General features: G+C 40.3%; 12 protein-coding genes. 7 read left to right on the top strand and 5 right to left on the bottom strand.

The window, feature by feature from the left end; genetic code table 11:
* Nucleotides 1-7 precede the first annotated feature (7 nt).
* Nucleotides 8-1,201 carry an amidohydrolase gene (locus ACEN4I_RS05370; RefSeq protein ID WP_407102272.1) on the top strand — a complete coding sequence of 398 codons (1,194 nt, stop codon included), beginning with the start codon at nucleotides 8-10 and terminating at the stop codon, nucleotides 1,199-1,201.
* Between the two features lie 272 nt (nucleotides 1,202-1,473).
* On the top strand, nucleotides 1,474-4,017 hold the full coding sequence (locus ACEN4I_RS05365; RefSeq protein WP_407102305.1) for a vitamin B12-dependent ribonucleotide reductase: 2,544 nt from the start codon (nucleotides 1,474-1,476) through the stop codon (nucleotides 4,015-4,017).
* 54 nt (nucleotides 4,018-4,071) lie between these two features.
* Here the strand turns inward: ACEN4I_RS05365 and mgsA are convergent, their stop codons facing one another.
* Nucleotides 4,072-4,503, bottom strand: a complete 432-nt coding sequence (mgsA, locus tag ACEN4I_RS05360) for a methylglyoxal synthase (protein WP_407096704.1) — start codon at nucleotides 4,501-4,503, stop codon at nucleotides 4,072-4,074.
* Nucleotides 4,504-4,678: 175 nt separating this feature from the next.
* Between mgsA and ACEN4I_RS05355 the strand changes: the two genes are divergently transcribed.
* Nucleotides 4,679-5,194 (top strand): type 1 glutamine amidotransferase domain-containing protein, encoded by a 516-nt coding sequence (locus ACEN4I_RS05355; RefSeq protein ID WP_407096703.1) that lies wholly within the window; start codon nucleotides 4,679-4,681, stop codon nucleotides 5,192-5,194.
* Nucleotides 5,195-5,431: 237 nt separating this feature from the next.
* Here ACEN4I_RS05355 and ACEN4I_RS05350 read toward each other — a convergent pair whose 3' ends face one another.
* Nucleotides 5,432-6,496: an FUSC family protein gene (locus ACEN4I_RS05350; RefSeq protein ID WP_407096702.1), complete on the bottom strand. Its 1,065-nt coding sequence runs from the start codon at nucleotides 6,494-6,496 to the stop codon at nucleotides 5,432-5,434.
* Between the two features lie 974 nt (nucleotides 6,497-7,470).
* Between ACEN4I_RS05350 and ACEN4I_RS05345 the strand changes: the two genes are divergently transcribed.
* A complete protein-coding gene (locus ACEN4I_RS05345) occupies nucleotides 7,471-8,610 on the top strand; it encodes an acyl-CoA dehydrogenase family protein (protein ID WP_407096701.1) in 1,140 nt (379 codons plus the stop codon).
* 298 nt (nucleotides 8,611-8,908) lie between these two features.
* Here the strand turns inward: ACEN4I_RS05345 and ACEN4I_RS05340 are convergent, their stop codons facing one another.
* Complete coding sequence (locus ACEN4I_RS05340) at nucleotides 8,909-9,904, bottom strand: DUF4349 domain-containing protein (RefSeq protein ID WP_407102273.1); 996 nt, start codon at nucleotides 9,902-9,904, stop codon at nucleotides 8,909-8,911.
* A 188-nt stretch (nucleotides 9,905-10,092) separates the two neighbouring features.
* Nucleotides 10,093-11,670, bottom strand: a complete 1,578-nt coding sequence (abc-f, locus tag ACEN4I_RS05335; RefSeq protein WP_407096699.1) for a ribosomal protection-like ABC-F family protein — start codon at nucleotides 11,668-11,670, stop codon at nucleotides 10,093-10,095.
* A gap of 446 nt (nucleotides 11,671-12,116) precedes the next feature.
* Here abc-f and proB point away from each other — a divergent pair, with 446 nt between their 5' ends.
* Genes proB through ACEN4I_RS05320 form a run of 3 tightly spaced genes read left to right on the top strand, consistent with a single transcriptional unit; the run spans nucleotide 12,117 to nucleotide 15,322 of the window.
* The gene (gene proB, locus ACEN4I_RS05330) at nucleotides 12,117-12,932 is read left to right on the top strand and encodes a glutamate 5-kinase (RefSeq protein ID WP_407102274.1); all 816 of its coding nucleotides are present in this window, start codon (nucleotides 12,117-12,119) and stop codon (nucleotides 12,930-12,932) included.
* A gap of 18 nt (nucleotides 12,933-12,950) precedes the next feature.
* Nucleotides 12,951-14,195, top strand: coding sequence for a glutamate-5-semialdehyde dehydrogenase (locus ACEN4I_RS05325; protein ID WP_407102276.1), 1,245 nt, complete (start codon nucleotides 12,951-12,953; stop codon nucleotides 14,193-14,195).
* On the top strand, nucleotides 14,192-15,322 hold the full coding sequence (locus ACEN4I_RS05320) for an NAD(P)/FAD-dependent oxidoreductase (protein WP_407102277.1): 1,131 nt from the start codon (nucleotides 14,192-14,194) through the stop codon (nucleotides 15,320-15,322). The genes ACEN4I_RS05325 and ACEN4I_RS05320 overlap by 4 nt, the downstream gene beginning before the upstream one ends.
* A gap of 501 nt (nucleotides 15,323-15,823) precedes the next feature.
* On the opposite strand, the gene ACEN4I_RS05315 is transcribed toward ACEN4I_RS05320, so the two are convergent.
* A complete protein-coding gene (locus tag ACEN4I_RS05315; RefSeq protein WP_407102307.1) occupies nucleotides 15,824-17,386 on the bottom strand; it encodes a bifunctional metallophosphatase/5'-nucleotidase in 1,563 nt (520 codons plus the stop codon).
* Nucleotides 17,387-17,463 lie beyond the last annotated feature (77 nt).

Below are 17,463 nucleotides of genomic sequence, written 5' to 3'. Positions count from 1 at the left end.
ATCATTCATGACGACAACACTCACACAAACAACAATCAAAGAAGAAGTTTTACACGGTGCCGATGAGGTGATTGCTTTAAGACGCTTTTTCCACCAACATCCTGAGCCAAGCTTGAAGGAATTTGAAACGATCAAACGCATTAAACAAGAACTCGACAAATTAGGTATACCCCATGAGTCTGTCGGCGAAACTGGAGCTATTGGAACCATTACTGGCGGAAAAGGTCCAGGAAAAACCATTCTTTTACGGGCAGACATTGATGCATTGGAATTAGAAGATGCTAAAGATAAGCCGTATAAATCATTAAAATCTGGCTTACATCATGCATGCGGTCATGATGGTCACGCCTCTGCTCTACTCGGCGCCGCTAAAATTCTGAAAAATCATGAAGCTGAATTCAACGGAACGATTAAATTAGCCTTTCAGCAAGCAGAAGAAATCGGTGCCGGTGCTCGTCAATTTGTCAAAGGCGGTTTTGTAGATAATGTGGATCAAGTATTCGGAATCCATGTTTCTTCTGGCACTCCTACCGGAAAAATCGAAATCACTTCTGGTGCTTCAAATGCTTCATGTGATATTTTCAGCATCAAAGTGCATGGAAAAAGCAGCCATGTAGGCAAACCCCATTTAGGAAAAGATGCTTTATTAACCGCAGCGGCCATTACAGTTGAATTACAAAGCATCGTCGCGCGCGAAGTAGACCCATTGGATCAAGCAGTTGTTGCTGTCGGTGTATTGAACGCTGGTACGAGGTACAATATCGTCGCTAATGAAGCAAGTTTAGAAGGAACCGTTCGAACATTCAGTCATGAAACACGCCAGTTCGTTTTGGAGGCTGTAGAACGTGTAGCCCGTGAAGTAGCTAAAGCTCATCGGACGACGATCGAATTTGAAAACTACGATGCTGCCGCTCCCCTTATCAATGATCCAATTGCGGCTAAACGTGCTGAACGGATAGCCGCTGGAATTGTCGGAAACGAAAACATCATTACCAATGCACCAAAAAGTATGGGAGCAGATGATTTTGCTGACTATTTGGCTGTTGCTCAGGGTGTGTATGCTTTTGTAGGAACTCGAAATCCTGATGATCCGGATACTTGGTATGGTCATCATCATGAAAACTTCGATATTGATGAACGTGGATTGGCAATTGCAACTGAATTGCATGTGAATTATGCATTAGATTTTTTGACCGAATAATGTACAAGTTGGTTCACTTATTTCTTATAAAAAAACTCAGAAAAAAACTGAGTTTTTTTATTTTGACCTCTTTCCTAGCTGTCCTTGCTTTCATCTGCCTTTTCAAAAGCTAAGCACATTTTCTCTTAGAAATAAAGACTTAAAAACATATTTTATTTGCTATATAATAAATAAGGTATTACAATATATAGTGTAAAAATCAAGTTCACCACACTATATATTGTGTTTTTTTGTGTGATTATTGACTAAAGATAGGGGTGTTGGTTATGGCGATGAATGTATCATCGAAAGCAACGTTAGATAAAAAACAATTGAATGAGGATATAAAAGGGTTCCCTCCAGTTCATCCTATCACTGAGGAGATGAAATTAACTTTTGAAGGAGTATCTCGCTTAGTAATGCTCGATCGTTATTCGTTTAAAGACACTTCAAAAATGACTCTCTCTACAGGTGATTTAGTGGTTTTAACCATTAAAGAAGATCCAAAATATCCAGCTCGCGGTATTGGTTTTATCACAGAACTAAATCATCAAAAAAATCAGGCAACTATTCTTGTCGAAGAAGAATATAGAAGCAATCTAGAAGATGCTCATGAACGTGAAACAGGTGAAATCGTCCGTAGTATCGATATCATTGAAAAACCTTTAGAAATCTATTATGAACAAATCGCGAAACGAAATGCTAGCGGATTGTCAGAGGTTGAAGTAGATCCTCAACAAGCGAAGACTGATTTTGACGCTTTCTATGCAGAATTAAGTTCTTTAAACTTTGTACCAGCTGGTCGTGTCTTGTATGGTGCAGGGTCTCAAACAGATGTTACTTATTTTAACTGTTATGTGATGCCATTCGTAGAAGACTCTCGCGAAGGGATCTCGGATCACCGTAAACAAGTTATGGAAATTATGAGTCGTGGCGGCGGTGTTGGAACGAACGGTTCTACTTTACGTCCGCGCAATACATTAGCGCGTGGCGTGAACGGAAAATCTTCCGGTTCTATCTCTTGGTTAGACGACATTGCTAAATTGACACACTTAGTAGAACAAGGCGGCAGCCGACGTGGGGCACAAATGATCATGCTGGCTGACTGGCATCCGGACGTAATCGAATTTATTATTTCCAAAATGCAAAACCCGCGTATTCTTCGTTTCTTGATTGAACAAACAGAAGACGAGCAAATCAAAAAATTAGCACAGGAAAAATTGAAATTTACTCCTTTCATTGAAAAAGAAAAAGCCTTGTATCAAGGAGTATTGAATTACAAAAATATGCCTGGAACTGGCGGATTCGATGTTTCTATCATTAAAGAAGCTGAAGACAAATTGCAGACAGGCGGTACTTACTCGGTCCATAATCCTGACTTCTTAACAGGTGCTAACATCTCTCTTTGTTTAACAGATGATTTTATGCAGGCTGTAGAAAACGATGACAAATATCAATTGAAATTCCCCGATGTAGAAAACTACAGCCCAGAAGAAATGGACTATTACAATGCTCATTGGGCTGATTGCGGAGATGTTCGCGAATGGGAAGCTCAAGGACATGGAGTGCGTATTTATCGTTCTATTCGTGCACGTGAATTATGGAAATTGATCAACATTTGTGCAACTTATTCTGCAGAACCTGGCGTTTTCTTTATCGACAATGCCAATAAGAAAACTAATGCTACTGCATATGGGCAAAAAGTAGTGGCTACGAACCCTTGTGGCGAACAACCTTTAGCTCCTTTCTCTGTTTGTAATTTGGCAGCCGTTAATTTGGCGCAAATGGTCAACAAAGATACGCAATCAGTCGACTTTAACAAATTAACTCAAACTGTTAAAACAGGTGTTAGAATGCAAGATAATGTCATTGATGCGACCCCTTACTTCCTAGAAGAAAATGAGCAGCAAGCCCTTGGCGAACGTCGCGTTGGTCTCGGCGTCATGGGATTAGCCGATTTATTGATTTATATCGGTGAGACTTATGGTTCTGAATCTGGGAATCAATTGGTCGATGAAGTCTTTCAAACCATTGCAATTTCAGCTTATGAAGCTTCCATTGAATTGGCTAAAGAACGCGGTAGTTTCCCCTTCCTGATTGGGAATACAGATGAAGAAACAGCTCAACTAAGAGAAAACTTTATTAATACTGGGTATATGAAAGAAATGCCGGAACACATTCGCGAAGGCGTCTTGAAACATGGTATCCGTAATTCTCATTTATTAACAGTTGCGCCAACAGGTTCTACAGGAACGATGGTCGGTGTCTCTACTGGACTAGAACCTTACTTCTCTTTCTCTTACTACAGAAGCGGACGTTTGGGCAAGTTTATTGAAGTCAAAGCAGATATTGTTCAAGAGTATTTGGACAGACACCCTGAAGCAGATGCCAATTCTCTTCCAGAATTCTTTGTTTCAGCGATGGAATTAGCTCCTGAAGCTCACGTAGATGTGCAAACTACTATCCAACGTTGGGTAGACAGTTCTATCTCTAAAACGGTAAACGCGCCACGCGGTTACAGTGTAGAACAAGTTCAAGGTATTTACGAACGTCTTTACAACGGAGGCGCTAAAGGCGGCACAGTTTACGTTGACGGCAGCCGTGATACTCAAGTGTTGACTCTAAAAGCGGAAGAAAATACTTGGGAAGAGGACGCTCTTGCACCTACTCCTAACGAAACTAAAGTAGAAATAAAAGCTTTTGCGGATGCTGAAGAAGTTAATATCGGTAACGAAGTAGGTGATACATGTCCTATTTGCCGCCAAGGTACTGTCGAAGATATCGGCGGCTGCAATACATGTACTAACTGCAGCGCTCAATTAAAATGCGGTTTATAGAATCACTTGGAAAAATCCCCGCGGACACTTGGTCTGCGGGGATTTTTCAGGTAATCAGATATCGATGGAATCTCGTTCTCTTTTTTTAGCAATTTCTCTCCAATTTAAGAAACCGGCATCTAATCCGCGCAACAACATTTCAGCTGTCCCAAGATTGGTTGCTAAAGGAATTTCATAGACATCGCTCAAACGCAGCAAAGCAGAAATATCCGGTTCGTGAGGTTGCGAAGTCAACGGGTCACGAATAAAAATCACCATATCTATTTTGTTATCTGAGATGAAAGCACCGATTTGTTGATCTCCGCCTAGGGGTCCTGATTTAAAACGGTGAATCGGTAATCCAGTGGCTTCAATAATTCGTTCTCCAGTGGTTCCCGTTGCATAAAGTGTGTGTTTATTTAAGATTTCTTGGTAAGCGATACTTAGCTTTACAATGTCATCTTTCTTTTTATCATGGGCAATCAAAGCAATATTTAATTTAATCAACTTATTCACTCCATTCCATTATCTTTTCTTTCTTATCATACCATTTAGCATTCTAAATTTAAAACTCTGCTCTGTATCGTGAGAATTTTTTTGCAAAAGCCCTATTACTTGATGCTCTTTTCTAATTTCGTTACACTGATTTTAGAATCAAAAAAAAACAGAAAAGGAGATTATTATGGGAAAAAAAGTAGCAACCGTTATAACTAAATTATTCGAAGATGTTGAGTTTACTTCTCCAAAAGAGGCTTTAACAGATGCTGGCCATGAAGTAGTCACCATTGGCTTTGAAGCTGGTGAAACAGTTGAGGGCAAAAAAGGCGAAGCTTCTGTGACTATCGATAAAGGGATTGACGATGTAAAACCTGAAGATTTCGATGCCCTGTATATACCAGGCGGTTTTTCTCCAGATCAACTTCGTAAAGATGACCGTTTCTTGGCTTTTGTCCAAGCTTTTGCAAATGATCAAAAACCGATTTTCTCTATTTGCCACGGACCGCAGTTATTGATCAATGCAGAAGTCGTAAAAGGCAAAAAATTAACTGCTGTGAAGCAAGTTGCTGTTGATTTAAAAAACGCAGGAGCAGATTTTATTGATGCTGAAGTAGTTACAGATGACAGTGGTATGATTTCCAGTCGTACTCCTGATGATTTGCCAGCTTTTAACAAAGCGATTGTAGCTGCATTAGATTAAATCGCTTACTAAATAAGTATTTTTTCATTAAAATACCCTAAAAACTTCACCTGTTTTTCATGAAGAGTTTTCGGGAAATTGTTATACTATTTTTAGTCGTTTAAGTAAACCTAAAAATTTTCAGACTCTTTTCTCCCCCTAATGAAAAGAGACTTATCCCTAATAGTAGAAACCTATCCCGGTTTCTACTTTTTTTTGCGTAAAAATAAAAAGCATTGCTTTATAGCAACGCCTTTTCTATTTTACTGTATTGGATATCGTTTGTTTATACATTTTGATGGCTAGTGCAATAAACGCAGCCCCAATAAAAGCAATCACACTTCCTAGTACCAATCCGGCAAAACGATAGCTTACCAGGTCATGTACAAAAGCACCGCTAGATAAACTAGCTAACAACAAAGATAGCGGGTTGGTAAAGAAATTAGCTAATCCATAATTTCGAACCATACAATATTCTACAAATATATTCAGCACAGTGATAATAATGATTGTCGAAAGCATACTCAAATCCAAAGAAAATAATAGAATTCCTAATAGTAATCCGACAATTCCTCCAATAATTCTTTGAACGTTACGATGGAAAATAATAATCAATTCTCTTCCTTGCAGAACAGCTGCACAAGAAATAGTGACCCAATAAGGGTTTCCTAGTCCTAAAGACATACCAATATAAGTAGCAAAAAAGATAATCCCTGCATGGTGGATAGAAGAGAGCAATAATTTCGAATCATTTTTAAGTGCATAATCAAGCTTTTCTCTAAAAGAAATGGATTTATAGGGTTCCATCTCTCCAATTAATCTGCGATGCATCATTCCTACTACAGAAGCGACAAGAATAGCTGCTATCACTCCAAACACAACATATGATGTAGCATGTAAGATTCCTGCAAAGTCTAATGACGTTCCTGTTGCCATAGAACTCACCATAATAACAAAGAACACTCCTGGCTTCGGTGCATTTAATATCCTAAAGATGATAAAACCAAGTAAACTGATCACACTAATCGTTATCGGAATCATCCAAGGTACAAAGGTCGATACAGCTCCTGAAAAGAAACCCAATACGATACAAACTCCTACTCTAAAGATTCGTTGCATTAAATATTTCGTGGGAATCGGTAAATAATACAAAAAAGCAAATGCCCCTAATGCTCCAAAAGTTCCAATCTGCATATTGCCTAAGAAATAGCCTATGAAAAGCATCATACCAGTTGTGATACCTGCTCCAAAAACCCGTAATAGAGAATCATCCGTTTCTTTGATCAACAAGAGATCTTTAACGGTATTCTTTATTTTACTCATCTGTCAATCACCTATTCTATTAATTATAGTTTACTGTATTGGTTTACCAAAAATATCAGTAACTCTTATATTATACACCCTTTATCACATCTTTGCTCGTCTTCTTTTAACAATACACGTCATACGCATGAAAAGTACTTTCTCCCAAAAAAATTAAGGTCTTCTTTTTAAAACGCTCTCTTAATGAGTAGGGGCGTCTCTATGAGGTGAAATTTCCTCCGGGATGGACGGGTTTGCTTGTGGAAAGCCATGGGACTGTCTGGAGCCTGTAGTCTCCAGACTTTCAAGCTTCAAACGGAATCGTAAGCGCTGAAGCGCCAACGCTCCGTAATTCACATTTCATCCCTTACATGGCTACAAGCAACCCCTATTCCTCCAGAAATATCACGGGTCTCAAACGAGTCACAGCTTAAAAAGCGTGCCTAAGTATTTCGGGAAGTTCAAAGAAAGCAGGACTTTCTCATAATGAAGACCGAAGACTTCCCCTTCACTCAACAGATGGAAAATCTCGTTTATGTCGCCCGCCTCCGCATTTTTCTTTTAGCAGAGAGACGTGAGGATTCGTAATCTTATTTTTTATTTAAAGTTTTTCATGCGTATGACGTGTTAACAATACCGGCTTTACAAATAGAAAAAAAAGTACAGTTTAGGCATAATTTCTTCACAATTATTGAGTATGATAAATTCATACCAATAACAACCAACTTTTTTATATTTTCATTTTTACCTTATACTCCTCCAAAGTATCAGGTACTACTCCTTTTAACCACTTGCTCATGCAGCAAGTGGTTTTTTTATTTAGAGAGTAACAGAAAAACAGAATTGTATTTAATAGAGGGTCTTTCTGTCTGATTTGAATGGATAATAGTGGAAAACAGCTTCAACCTTTTCTTATTTCATTTATGAGCTTGCAGTAATGATCGGTTTTGAATTATCTTTAGTCATATACATGAATGGATTTAAGGAGGAAAAAAATGTTTTTAAGCGAAGAATTGCTAAAGGAGATTCATCAACGCGCCCCAAAGTATGACCAAGAAAATAGTTTTCCTTATGAAGATTACGATGCTTTAAAGGCAGCAGGATATTACAAAGCCTTTGTTCCTAAAGAATACGGAGGTCATGGACTGACGTTGAAAGAAATCGCACAAGAGCAGATTCGCTTGGCAAAAGCTGCTCCTGCAACAGCGCTAGGTATCAATATGCACCAAATTATTGTCGGTGTTGGAAAATACATGGTTCGTCATGGAAATAAACGAGGCGAGCAAATCCTAAAGGACGCCGCTGAAGGTCATTTGCTTTCTTTTGCTATCTCAGAACCGGCTAACGATCGTGTTCTTTTTGGATCCATTTGCCAAGCAAAACCAGAGGAAGATGGAGGCTACCGTTTTTACGGGCCAAAAGTCTTTATTTCTATGTCTGGAGAAGCTGCTCGTATGGTGACCTATGGAATGGATGATACTAGTGGTGATCCACAATCTGTTTTTGCTTACATCAAAAACGATCCTAAAACCGTTCAAGTCAATTCAGAATGGGATACTCTGGGAATGAAAGGAACTCAGTCTTACAACTTAGTGTTAGACGGTGCTTACGCGGCTGAAGACAGCATTTTGACAACAGTAGCGCCTGGTCCCAGTTTTGATCCCGTGGTTTTTGGAATATTTGCCCACTTTGAAATTTTACTGGCTGCGACGTATCATGGTCTGGGTCAACGGGCGTTGGAATTAGGGATTGAGCGCGTGAAAAAACGCAAGTCCATCGCTCATGGAACGACTTACGATCAAGATAAAAATATCCGCTGGCGCATTGCGGAAGCAGCTTTACGGTTGGATGCCATTCCCCCGCAAATCAATACTTTAGCAGATGATGTGGAAAATGATGTGGACCACGGAGTCTATTGGATGCCTAGGTTATCTGCTATAAAAAACTATTCTGTTGAAGCTTCTTTCAAAACAGTCGAAGAAATGGTTCGTGCTTCTGGCGGCGGAGCATACTCCAATAACAGCGAATTGTCACGTTTAGTACGGGATGTTTATGCCGGTCTGTTCCAACCTTCTGACCAAGAATCGCTTCATGACTCCTGGGCTTCACTTTTACTGGGACCAATTGAAAAATAGAAAACAGTCTTGAATTGCATAGAACAAATTCGCTAAAAGAAAAGAGTTCCATCACACAATCTTCATATTTAACGGCTATACTCTATTTATACCAAACAAACAAGCAACCCCTTGTTTACTCTTTACTCCTCCAAAGTAAAGATACCCTTTTCTGTGATTCAACATGTGCTGAACTAGTTGAACACAAAGCACCCTCACTTGCATAGCAAATGAGGGTGTTTTTTTATGTCCTCTCAATCTCGGAGTACTAAGGCATTTCAGCTATAGCAGGATTTACAGTTTCATTTCGCCAAACTTTTTATTCAGCATCTTTATCTTTCCGTTCTTCTTTGTCTCTTCTCTTGGCCATTATTTTTTTCTTTTCTGGATAACGGCTCGATTGTCGATTTCTAGCAGCTCTCTCAGCTTCTTTTTTCTTCCACCAATTGGTTTTGCGTACTCTCCAGACCATAATTCCAATCAGCAACAAAATAATCAAGTAAGGCAACACATAAATCAACCAGATAGCAGTATCTTGCAACCAATAGTAGAAAGTATACGCTGAATCAACAATGGCTTCTTTTGCTCGTTCCCAAAATGGCATAGTAGAACCAGGTTGGTTGGAGATTCTGGAGCGTTCCAGAATAGTTAAATACAACGTTGAATATTCTACCAAATCATCGATCGTATTATTTTGGGACTGCAAAATTTCTCTCTCCGCAACGGTTTCGGATAAATTATTTTCAATTGCCAAAATGTCCTCTATCGCTGTAGCTTGATCCAATAATTCCAGTAATCGGTCTTCTTTGCGTTGCAGCACTTCAATTCGAGTCTGGGTATCTTGATACTGTTTAGTGGCATCTTGATTCCCGATTTGTTCACTGACCTTAGTGCCTAGATTTCCATCTAAATCAGCTAAGAAGTCGGTTACTGCCTCTGACGGGATACGGATAGAGAAATTTCCTTGACGAAGATCAGCCTCGCTCCGATTGCTGTAGCCATTGATGGTGTTTGTTGTTTCATTTGACGATTCGATGTAAGACTGATACTTTTCGACGATTTCTTTTAACTGAGTGACAGCATTCTGGTATTCGAGAGTTTCATATGTCATATCTATCGTGGTGATGACTTTTTCTCCTATCAATAGATCCGTGCTGGCTTCTTCTTGAGAACCGGTAGTTTCGACCTCCGTGGTGTTTGCAAGTCCCCCTCTATCTTCCATGACCGTTTCTGAAGTTGACGAATCATTGGTAGAGCATCCAACCAGTAATAATGCCAACATTAACATTCCTAATTTCGCTATTCCTTTTTTCATTCCTAACCCCTCCTCTGCGCTTTTATTCATTGCCTTTAGTATACCTTTCCGTAATCACCAATTCAATTTACGGCTGGCTGTTGAGCCGCTTGCTTCATCATTCAGTACCGCCCCTTGATGTTTAAGCCAAAAAAAAGCAGCTTCAAAAGTCGGTTAAGAACTTTTAAAGCTGCCATCTCAGGTTAACATTATTTTTTGAGCAATCGGATCTGCTGAAGTAGTTCAGTATACTCTTTTTCCAATAGGTCTTTCGACTCTTTTCCGGTCAATAGTGATAGTTTTGAAATGACTGCATTCAATCGATTCTCCAACACCAACAACTCCTCTTTGCCAGCTTCGCGCTGTTTTGCTGGCAGTAGGGCTGAAGCTTCTTTTGCAAATACTTCTGACACTAAAACTTTCCGGTCTTTAATCTGCCAAATGTGAGTCGCAACATTTTTAACGAACTGTTCGTCGTGAGACACGAATAGAATTGTCCCCTCGTATGCCATTAAAGCTTCTTCAATAGCTTCCATAGAGGCGATATCCAGATAGTTCGTCGGCTCGTCTAATACCAGCACATTCGCATCACTCACCAACAGCAATGCTAAAGAAACTTTGTTTTTCTCTCCGCCGCTCAAAACGGATACAGGCTTGAATACTTCAGCCCCTTTAAACAACAATCGCGCCAACAGCATACGGACAAAGGATTCTTCTTTGGTGCTTTTTCTCATCACATTTTCTAAAATCGTTTCTGATTCATCCAACAAGTCCAATGCTTGGCTGAAATACCCGAAGTGGATGTTTTTGGCTAAATGAATTCCTTTGCCTGCTTGAAAAATCATGTTGATCAATGTGGTTTTACCAGAACCATTTGCACCGATCAAAGCCGTTTGGGAATGGTTCAGCAATTGAAAGTCGGTGTTGTCGAATAAGACTCGTGAGTCGAACCTTTTGTGCACTTTCGACCCTGAGATCAAAATCGGATTGTGGATTTCTCTGCCTTTATCCAATTGGATTTTGACTGGCGGAAGATCTACAGGCTTTTCCTTAACAGTCAGATGTTCGATGCGCTTTTCGTAATTTTTCACTGCTTTATCCAACGTTTTGCGTGCCCCTTGACCGCCCATTTTGTGCAAACGAGCTTCAGAAGGCCCCATACGTTTAGGCGCTCTGCGTACATTCTCTGATTTCTGATGAGTACTGGTCATGACCTTTTTCAACCGTTTCTTTTCTTTGACATAAGCTTCATACTCTTGTTGAGCCAAATCTTTTTCCTGATCTTTTTGCTTTCGATAGTCTTGATAATTTCCCGTGTAAAATCGTACTTCACCTTCTTCGATCTCAACGATCCGATTGCAGATACGATTTAAAAAAGCTCGATCATGCGAGATCACTAAGACAGCCCCCATGAACTGTTGCAATTGTTTTTCCAAATATTGACGAGCATTTGAGTCTAAGTGACTAGTAGGTTCATCTGCAAATAAAATCCCAGACTGGATAGACAATGCTCTGTTGATTTGCTCTTTCGTGTGTTCGCCACCGCTTAATGTATCCAACGGCTCCCGGTCTGGCAATTGTTCAATAAATCCTATAGTTCCATTGGTCTGGATACTTCCGGTGTCCGGTGTTTCTTTTTGAGCCAAGACGTTCAGCAAAGTTGTTTTACCAGACCCGTTTCTTCCTACAATACCGATCCGATCGCCTTCATAAACATGCCATTCAGGAATCGTAAATAAATTCTTTTCGCCAATGGACTTTTCAAGTTGTTTTACTTCTATAAGCATAAAAAAACCTCCTTCAATTCTGAAGAAGATTGCCTGCACATAATTAAATAAACCTATTTACAGTATAGGTATAAGCCATTATGTTCCATTCAATCTACGTTCAGTCCTGTCATTTTGTCCATATCAAATAAACTGAAATTTCTTCGTTTTTTCTATGAACAACACACTATTGATCTGAATTAAGATTGAATAATACGCATCGGCCTGCACCTGTACCTTTCTTAGTTTTTCTACGCCTTTATTTTAGCAAGTTCCTTAGAGAGATACAAGTATTTATAGTCAAGTGCTCAATCACCGCATCAACACTGATTGAAAATGTGTTTCCATTCATTTTAAAAGCCTTTCATCCTCATCTGTTTCTTGCAGTGGTGGTTTTTCTTGCATTAAACTGATACAATAATCACTAAAATGATGAATTATTTATCTAACATTAAGGTGGGACATACTTGAATACATTAGCTAGACAAAAAGTTGCTAACAGTAAACGTATTATCATTAAAGTGGGTACGAGCACTTTAATGTATTCGAATGGGAGTGTCAATTTGCAGCGCATTGAACGATTAGCGTTTGTACTGACTGACTTGCAAAACAGAGGAAAAGACATTATTCTGGTTTCATCTGGCGCAATTGGTGTAGGCATGGATCTGCTTAATTTATCTACACGGCCTGCAACGATACCCGAACAACAAGCTGTAGCTGCTATCGGCCAAAGTCAACTCATGAATTTATACAGCAAATTCTTTCTGAGTTACGGTCAAATCATTGGGCAAATTTTAATGACCCGAGATATTGTAGACTTTCCTGAAAGCCGTGTAAATGCCTCAAACACATTTGAACAATTGCTGAAAACTGGTGTCATCCCTATTGTGAACGAGAATGACTCGGTCTCTGTAGAAGAGCTGGATCACTTGACTAAATTTGGCGATAACGACCAATTGTCTGCGATCGTTGCAGAAATAACAAATGCCGATCTATTGATCATGCTGACAGACGTCGCTGGCTTTTACGATAAAAATCCCAATACGCATCAAGATGCTGTCTTATTTTCTGAAATTTATAACATTACAGACGCCCACTACCAACAATCCGGTGGTCAAGGTTCACGATTTGGAACAGGCGGTATGATTACAAAACTAAAAGCTGCAGAACACATGCTCAAGCATCAATCACAAATGGTCTTAACAAACGGAAAAGTACCGGACACGATTTTCGATATTGTGGTCGGTAAAGAAATAGGTACTTTATTCACTCCTAAAGATTAACTAGAAAGGAAGTTTACTATGGAAAGTTTAACTCAGTTAGGCAAACAGGCTAAAAAAGCTTCGCGCAAATTAGCCCAAACTTCTGCTCAAGAGAAAAACCAAGCTCTTAAGATCATGAGTGAAATGATCGTGGAGCATCAACAAGATATTCTGTCAGCGAATCAACAAGATTTAGCGGCTGCCGAAAGCAACGGTATTAAGGGAACGATGCTGGACCGCCTGACATTGAATGAAGAACGCGTCATCGCAATGGCAGAAGGCATCAAACAGGTAGCAATCCTTCCAGATCCAATAGGAACCGTTCACTCTATGCGTACACTGGACAACGGTTTGACTATCGGCCGTCAGAGTGTACCTCTGGGCGTCATTGGAATCATCTATGAATCCCGTCCAAATGTTACAACAGATGCTGGGGTATTGTGTTTTAAATCTGGTAACGCCGTTATTTTGCGCGGTGGTAAAGAAGCTATCCACACCAATAAAGCAATTATCACTGTTTTACAAAAAGCGCTTAGCCAGACGAACTTCCCGCAACAATCGATCCAATTGGTTGAAGATACATCTCGAGCTTCTTCTACAGGATTGATGACACTGACAGATTATTTAGATGTTTTGATTCCTCGAGGCGGAGCCGGTTTGATCAAAGCGGTTGTAGAAAATGCTACCGTACCCGTAATTGAAACAGGTGTCGGCAATTGCCACGTGTACATTGATAAAGATGCGCAACTTGAAATGGCCAAAGACATTATCGTCAATGCTAAATGCTCGCGCCCATCCGTATGCAACGCGGCTGAAACACTTTTGATCCATGAAGATGTGGCTGCTGCTTTCTTACCGGAAATTGAAACAGCTTTGTCTGAGTACAATGTGGAACTGCGTGTTGATGAAAAAGCTGGCGCTATTTTGTCCAAATCGGTTCCTGCAACTGAAGAAGATTGGGAAACAGAATTCTTGGATTACATTTTAGCGGTCAAAGTGGTTTCAAATCTGGAAGAAGCGATTGAACACATCGATCGTTACAGTACGGGACATTCCGAAGCCATCGTGACAGATGATTATGCATCTAGTCAGCAATTCCTTCGTGAAGTCGATTCAGCTGCGGTTTACGTCAATGCTTCTACTCGCTTTACAGATGGATTTGAATTCGGATTCGGAGCAGAAATTGGCATCAGTACTCAAAAAATCCACGCTCGTGGACCAATGGGACTGCCGGAATTAACTTCTTACAAAACCATTGTCTATGGGAATGGTCAAATACGATGAGTGAAAAAGTGAAGATTGCTGTTGTAGGCGGGGGGGTCGTGGGCTCCACAACAGCTTTTTACCTCAGCCAACAATCGCAATATGACGTAACCCTTTATGATAGCGGGACAGGTCAAGCTACATCAGCTGCAGCGGGGATTATTTGCCCGTGGTTGTCACAACGTCGGAATAAACAGTGGTACCAGTTAGCCGCTAGTGGTGCGGCCTTTTACCCTCAATTGATGCAGGATTTAGGCGAAGACCCCGCTCGTTCGGATATTTACCGTCAAGTCGGGACATTGGTGTTCAAAAAAACGCCTAAACTTTTAGCTAAACTAGAAAAGATTGCGGTAAAACGACGCGAAGATGCACCTGCTATTGGAGAGTTAGCCATCTTGTCTCCTGAAGAAATCACAGAAAAGATGCCGCTTCTTGATGTTGAAGAGCATGCTCTGTTTGCATCAGGCGGTGCTAAAGTGGATGGTGCTTTGTTGACCAGTAAATTAAAAGAACAAGCTCAGAAAAACGGTGCTGTCGTTATCAATGATGCTATAGAACTTTCTGTAGCAGATACTGCAGAACAACGGTACTCCCTAAAATCCGAAACTAATGAGCAGACATTTGATAAAGTCGTTTTGACGGTCGGTGCTTGGCTGCCGAAATTGCTTGAACCACTTGGATACTCGGTGGATATACGTCCTCAAAAAGGCCAATTGGTCGAATTGCATTTGGATGCAAAAACAGACGATTGGCCGGTGGTTATGCCGGATGGGGAAAAAGACATCATTCCATTTGCCAACGGAAAAGTGATTGTCGGTGCGACTCATGAAAATGATCAAGGTTATGATTTAGAGCCGACTAAACAACAATTGCGTGTGATGCTGGACGAAGCCATTGAAATGGCTCCTCAGCTAGCTGTTGCAGATATCAAAGGGATTCGTGTGGGTACGCGTGCTTATACTTCCGACTTTGCGCCATTTTTCGGAGAAGTTTTTGATGCTCCTGGATTGTATGCTGCTAGCGGGTTAGGTTCGTCAGGACTGACCAGTGGCCCAATGATTGCGAAAATTTTGGTACAGCTCATTAATGGAGAGGTTACAGATTTGCCTGTGGGAGACTATCCGATTGAAAACTACATTAAAAAATAACAAAATTGGTTATTACCTAAACACCCTAATTAGCGTTCCTCGATGTATCATGAGCGCTAGATAGGGTGTTTTTGTTTTTTATGATTTTCGCTTCGCTTATAAAAAGAAAGTTCCTTTAGAGAGTCTTTTACTTAACATTCTACGTTGTTTTTTTAGTCAAAATATGAGCTAAAGGGGTTCTAGCTCATATTCTACTCAGATTTTTGCTGTCAATCGTTAAGCAGACTGGTTCTAGTTTATAATCTAATCGGTTTTTTGAGGTCTATTGTTAAGTAGACTGGCTATAGCTCACATTTACTCGGATTTTTAAAACCAATTGCGAACTAGACGGCCTCCAGCTCACATTTGCTGTAACTTTTCAGAATGGTTTGTTAGCTAGACAGCCGAGTACACGAGCTACCAAGAGAAAATTTGTAATAAGCTTTTTTTAAAACCCCTTAAATAACTAGATATGAAAAAAGTGCCTATCAAAATTCACAGACACTCTTTTTTCTTCTATTACTATCCTTCACCATTCATGACTTTAAAATTATCATTCACCGTTGCATCAATCACAGGATTCTTTTTGATGTACTCGCCAATCAGTTCGCTCATGTCCGTGGTTACTTCACGCACGATTTTCGAAGCATCAAACATCATGTAATCTCCCCCGCCAACTGCGCGGTATTGATTGGTGACCACTTCTAACGGCTCATCCTCAGAAATGGGTTTGCCATCTTGGGCCAACTCTACAATACGCGAGCCGATGGGTTTACTGACATCAATCGTGTACTCAACCCCTTCATACATATCATAATTGTAATGTTGCGGCTTCGGATCCATGAAATCGGGATTTACTCCGATTGAACCATCGCTTTCCAAAGCAAAATATCCTGCAGATTGCTCCAATGCCGCTTTCAAATCAGCACCAGTAATGGCTAAAACAGCTAGTGTATTGGGGTAAATGTAATTGGTCACAATATCTCGGGTGGTAATCGTGTTGCCAAATCCAGTCCCCAGATTGTTAAACAAAGCTGTCCCCGAAATACTCGTTCCCGTAGCGTGCATTTGTACTTTTTGAATCAGTTCAATATACGGGTGTTCTTTGACGCGGACTTGATGAGGGTCAGTGATGTGCATGTCGCCCTTTACCACTCCGACTGTCTGGTCTAGCCAGTCTTCCACTTCGTTGTGCAGTGGCTCAAAATGTTGTTTCAATTCGGAATCACACTCAACTTCTGCTACTGAAATCAAACTCGGCACCATCGACACAACCACATATCCATCAGCCTTTTGCTCTAATTGCACAACAACCTTTCCCACATAACTGCCTTTATCACTCGGTTGGATAACCGCAACTCCGTTCACGTTTTCTGCAATTACCCGGTGTTGATGCCCGGTCAATAAGACATCAATCCCGTCCACTTCACTGAGCAATTGGTACCCTTCATTCTCACCCGTCAATACTTCTGTCGGCTCGCCCGTTTTTAAATCCCGTTCAAATCCTCCATGATAACTGACTACCACAATATCAGCTTCTTCTCGCAATAAAGGGACGATTTCTTTAGCACACTCTACAGCAGATTGGAAATGCAGTCCTGCGTAGTGATTCGGATGCTCCCATTGCGAAATGTATTGCGTCGTCAATCCTAGAAAGCCGATTTTCACGCCTTCTTTTTCAAATACGCCATATCCTTTGCCAAAAGCTGGTTCATTTTGTACATTCAAAATATTGGCTGACATCACCGGAAAATCAGCTGCTGCGATGCCTTTTTTCAAATACTCCAGCCCATAGTTAAAACTGTGATTGCCCAAGACTCCTACATCATATTTCATCGCGTTCAATGCTTGCATCAATTCTGCAGGAGTTTTTCGCTGTTTAGCCAAGTAGTAACTTAAAGAAGAACCTTGGATGTAATCTCCATTTTCCACTGTAAATACAGGCCCCTTGGCTTTTTTACGTTCTTCTTTAAAGACCGTTGCGGCTTTTAAAATACCAAACGGTTCGTCCATGTTTCTTTTTTGATAAGTAGTCGGAAATAAATAACCGTGCAAGTCACTCGTTTCTAGAATCGTCAATTCCATTTGCGTCATCTCCATCTCTTAATATGATTGATTTTAACACAGAAAACCATTTAGCTGTTATCGCCAAATGGTTTCCT

It is taken from the genome of Desemzia sp. FAM 23990 (assembly GCF_045528485.1).
GTDB lineage: Bacteria > Bacillota > Bacilli > Lactobacillales > Carnobacteriaceae > Desemzia.
This window is presented reverse-complemented; position numbering and strand designations above follow the sequence as displayed.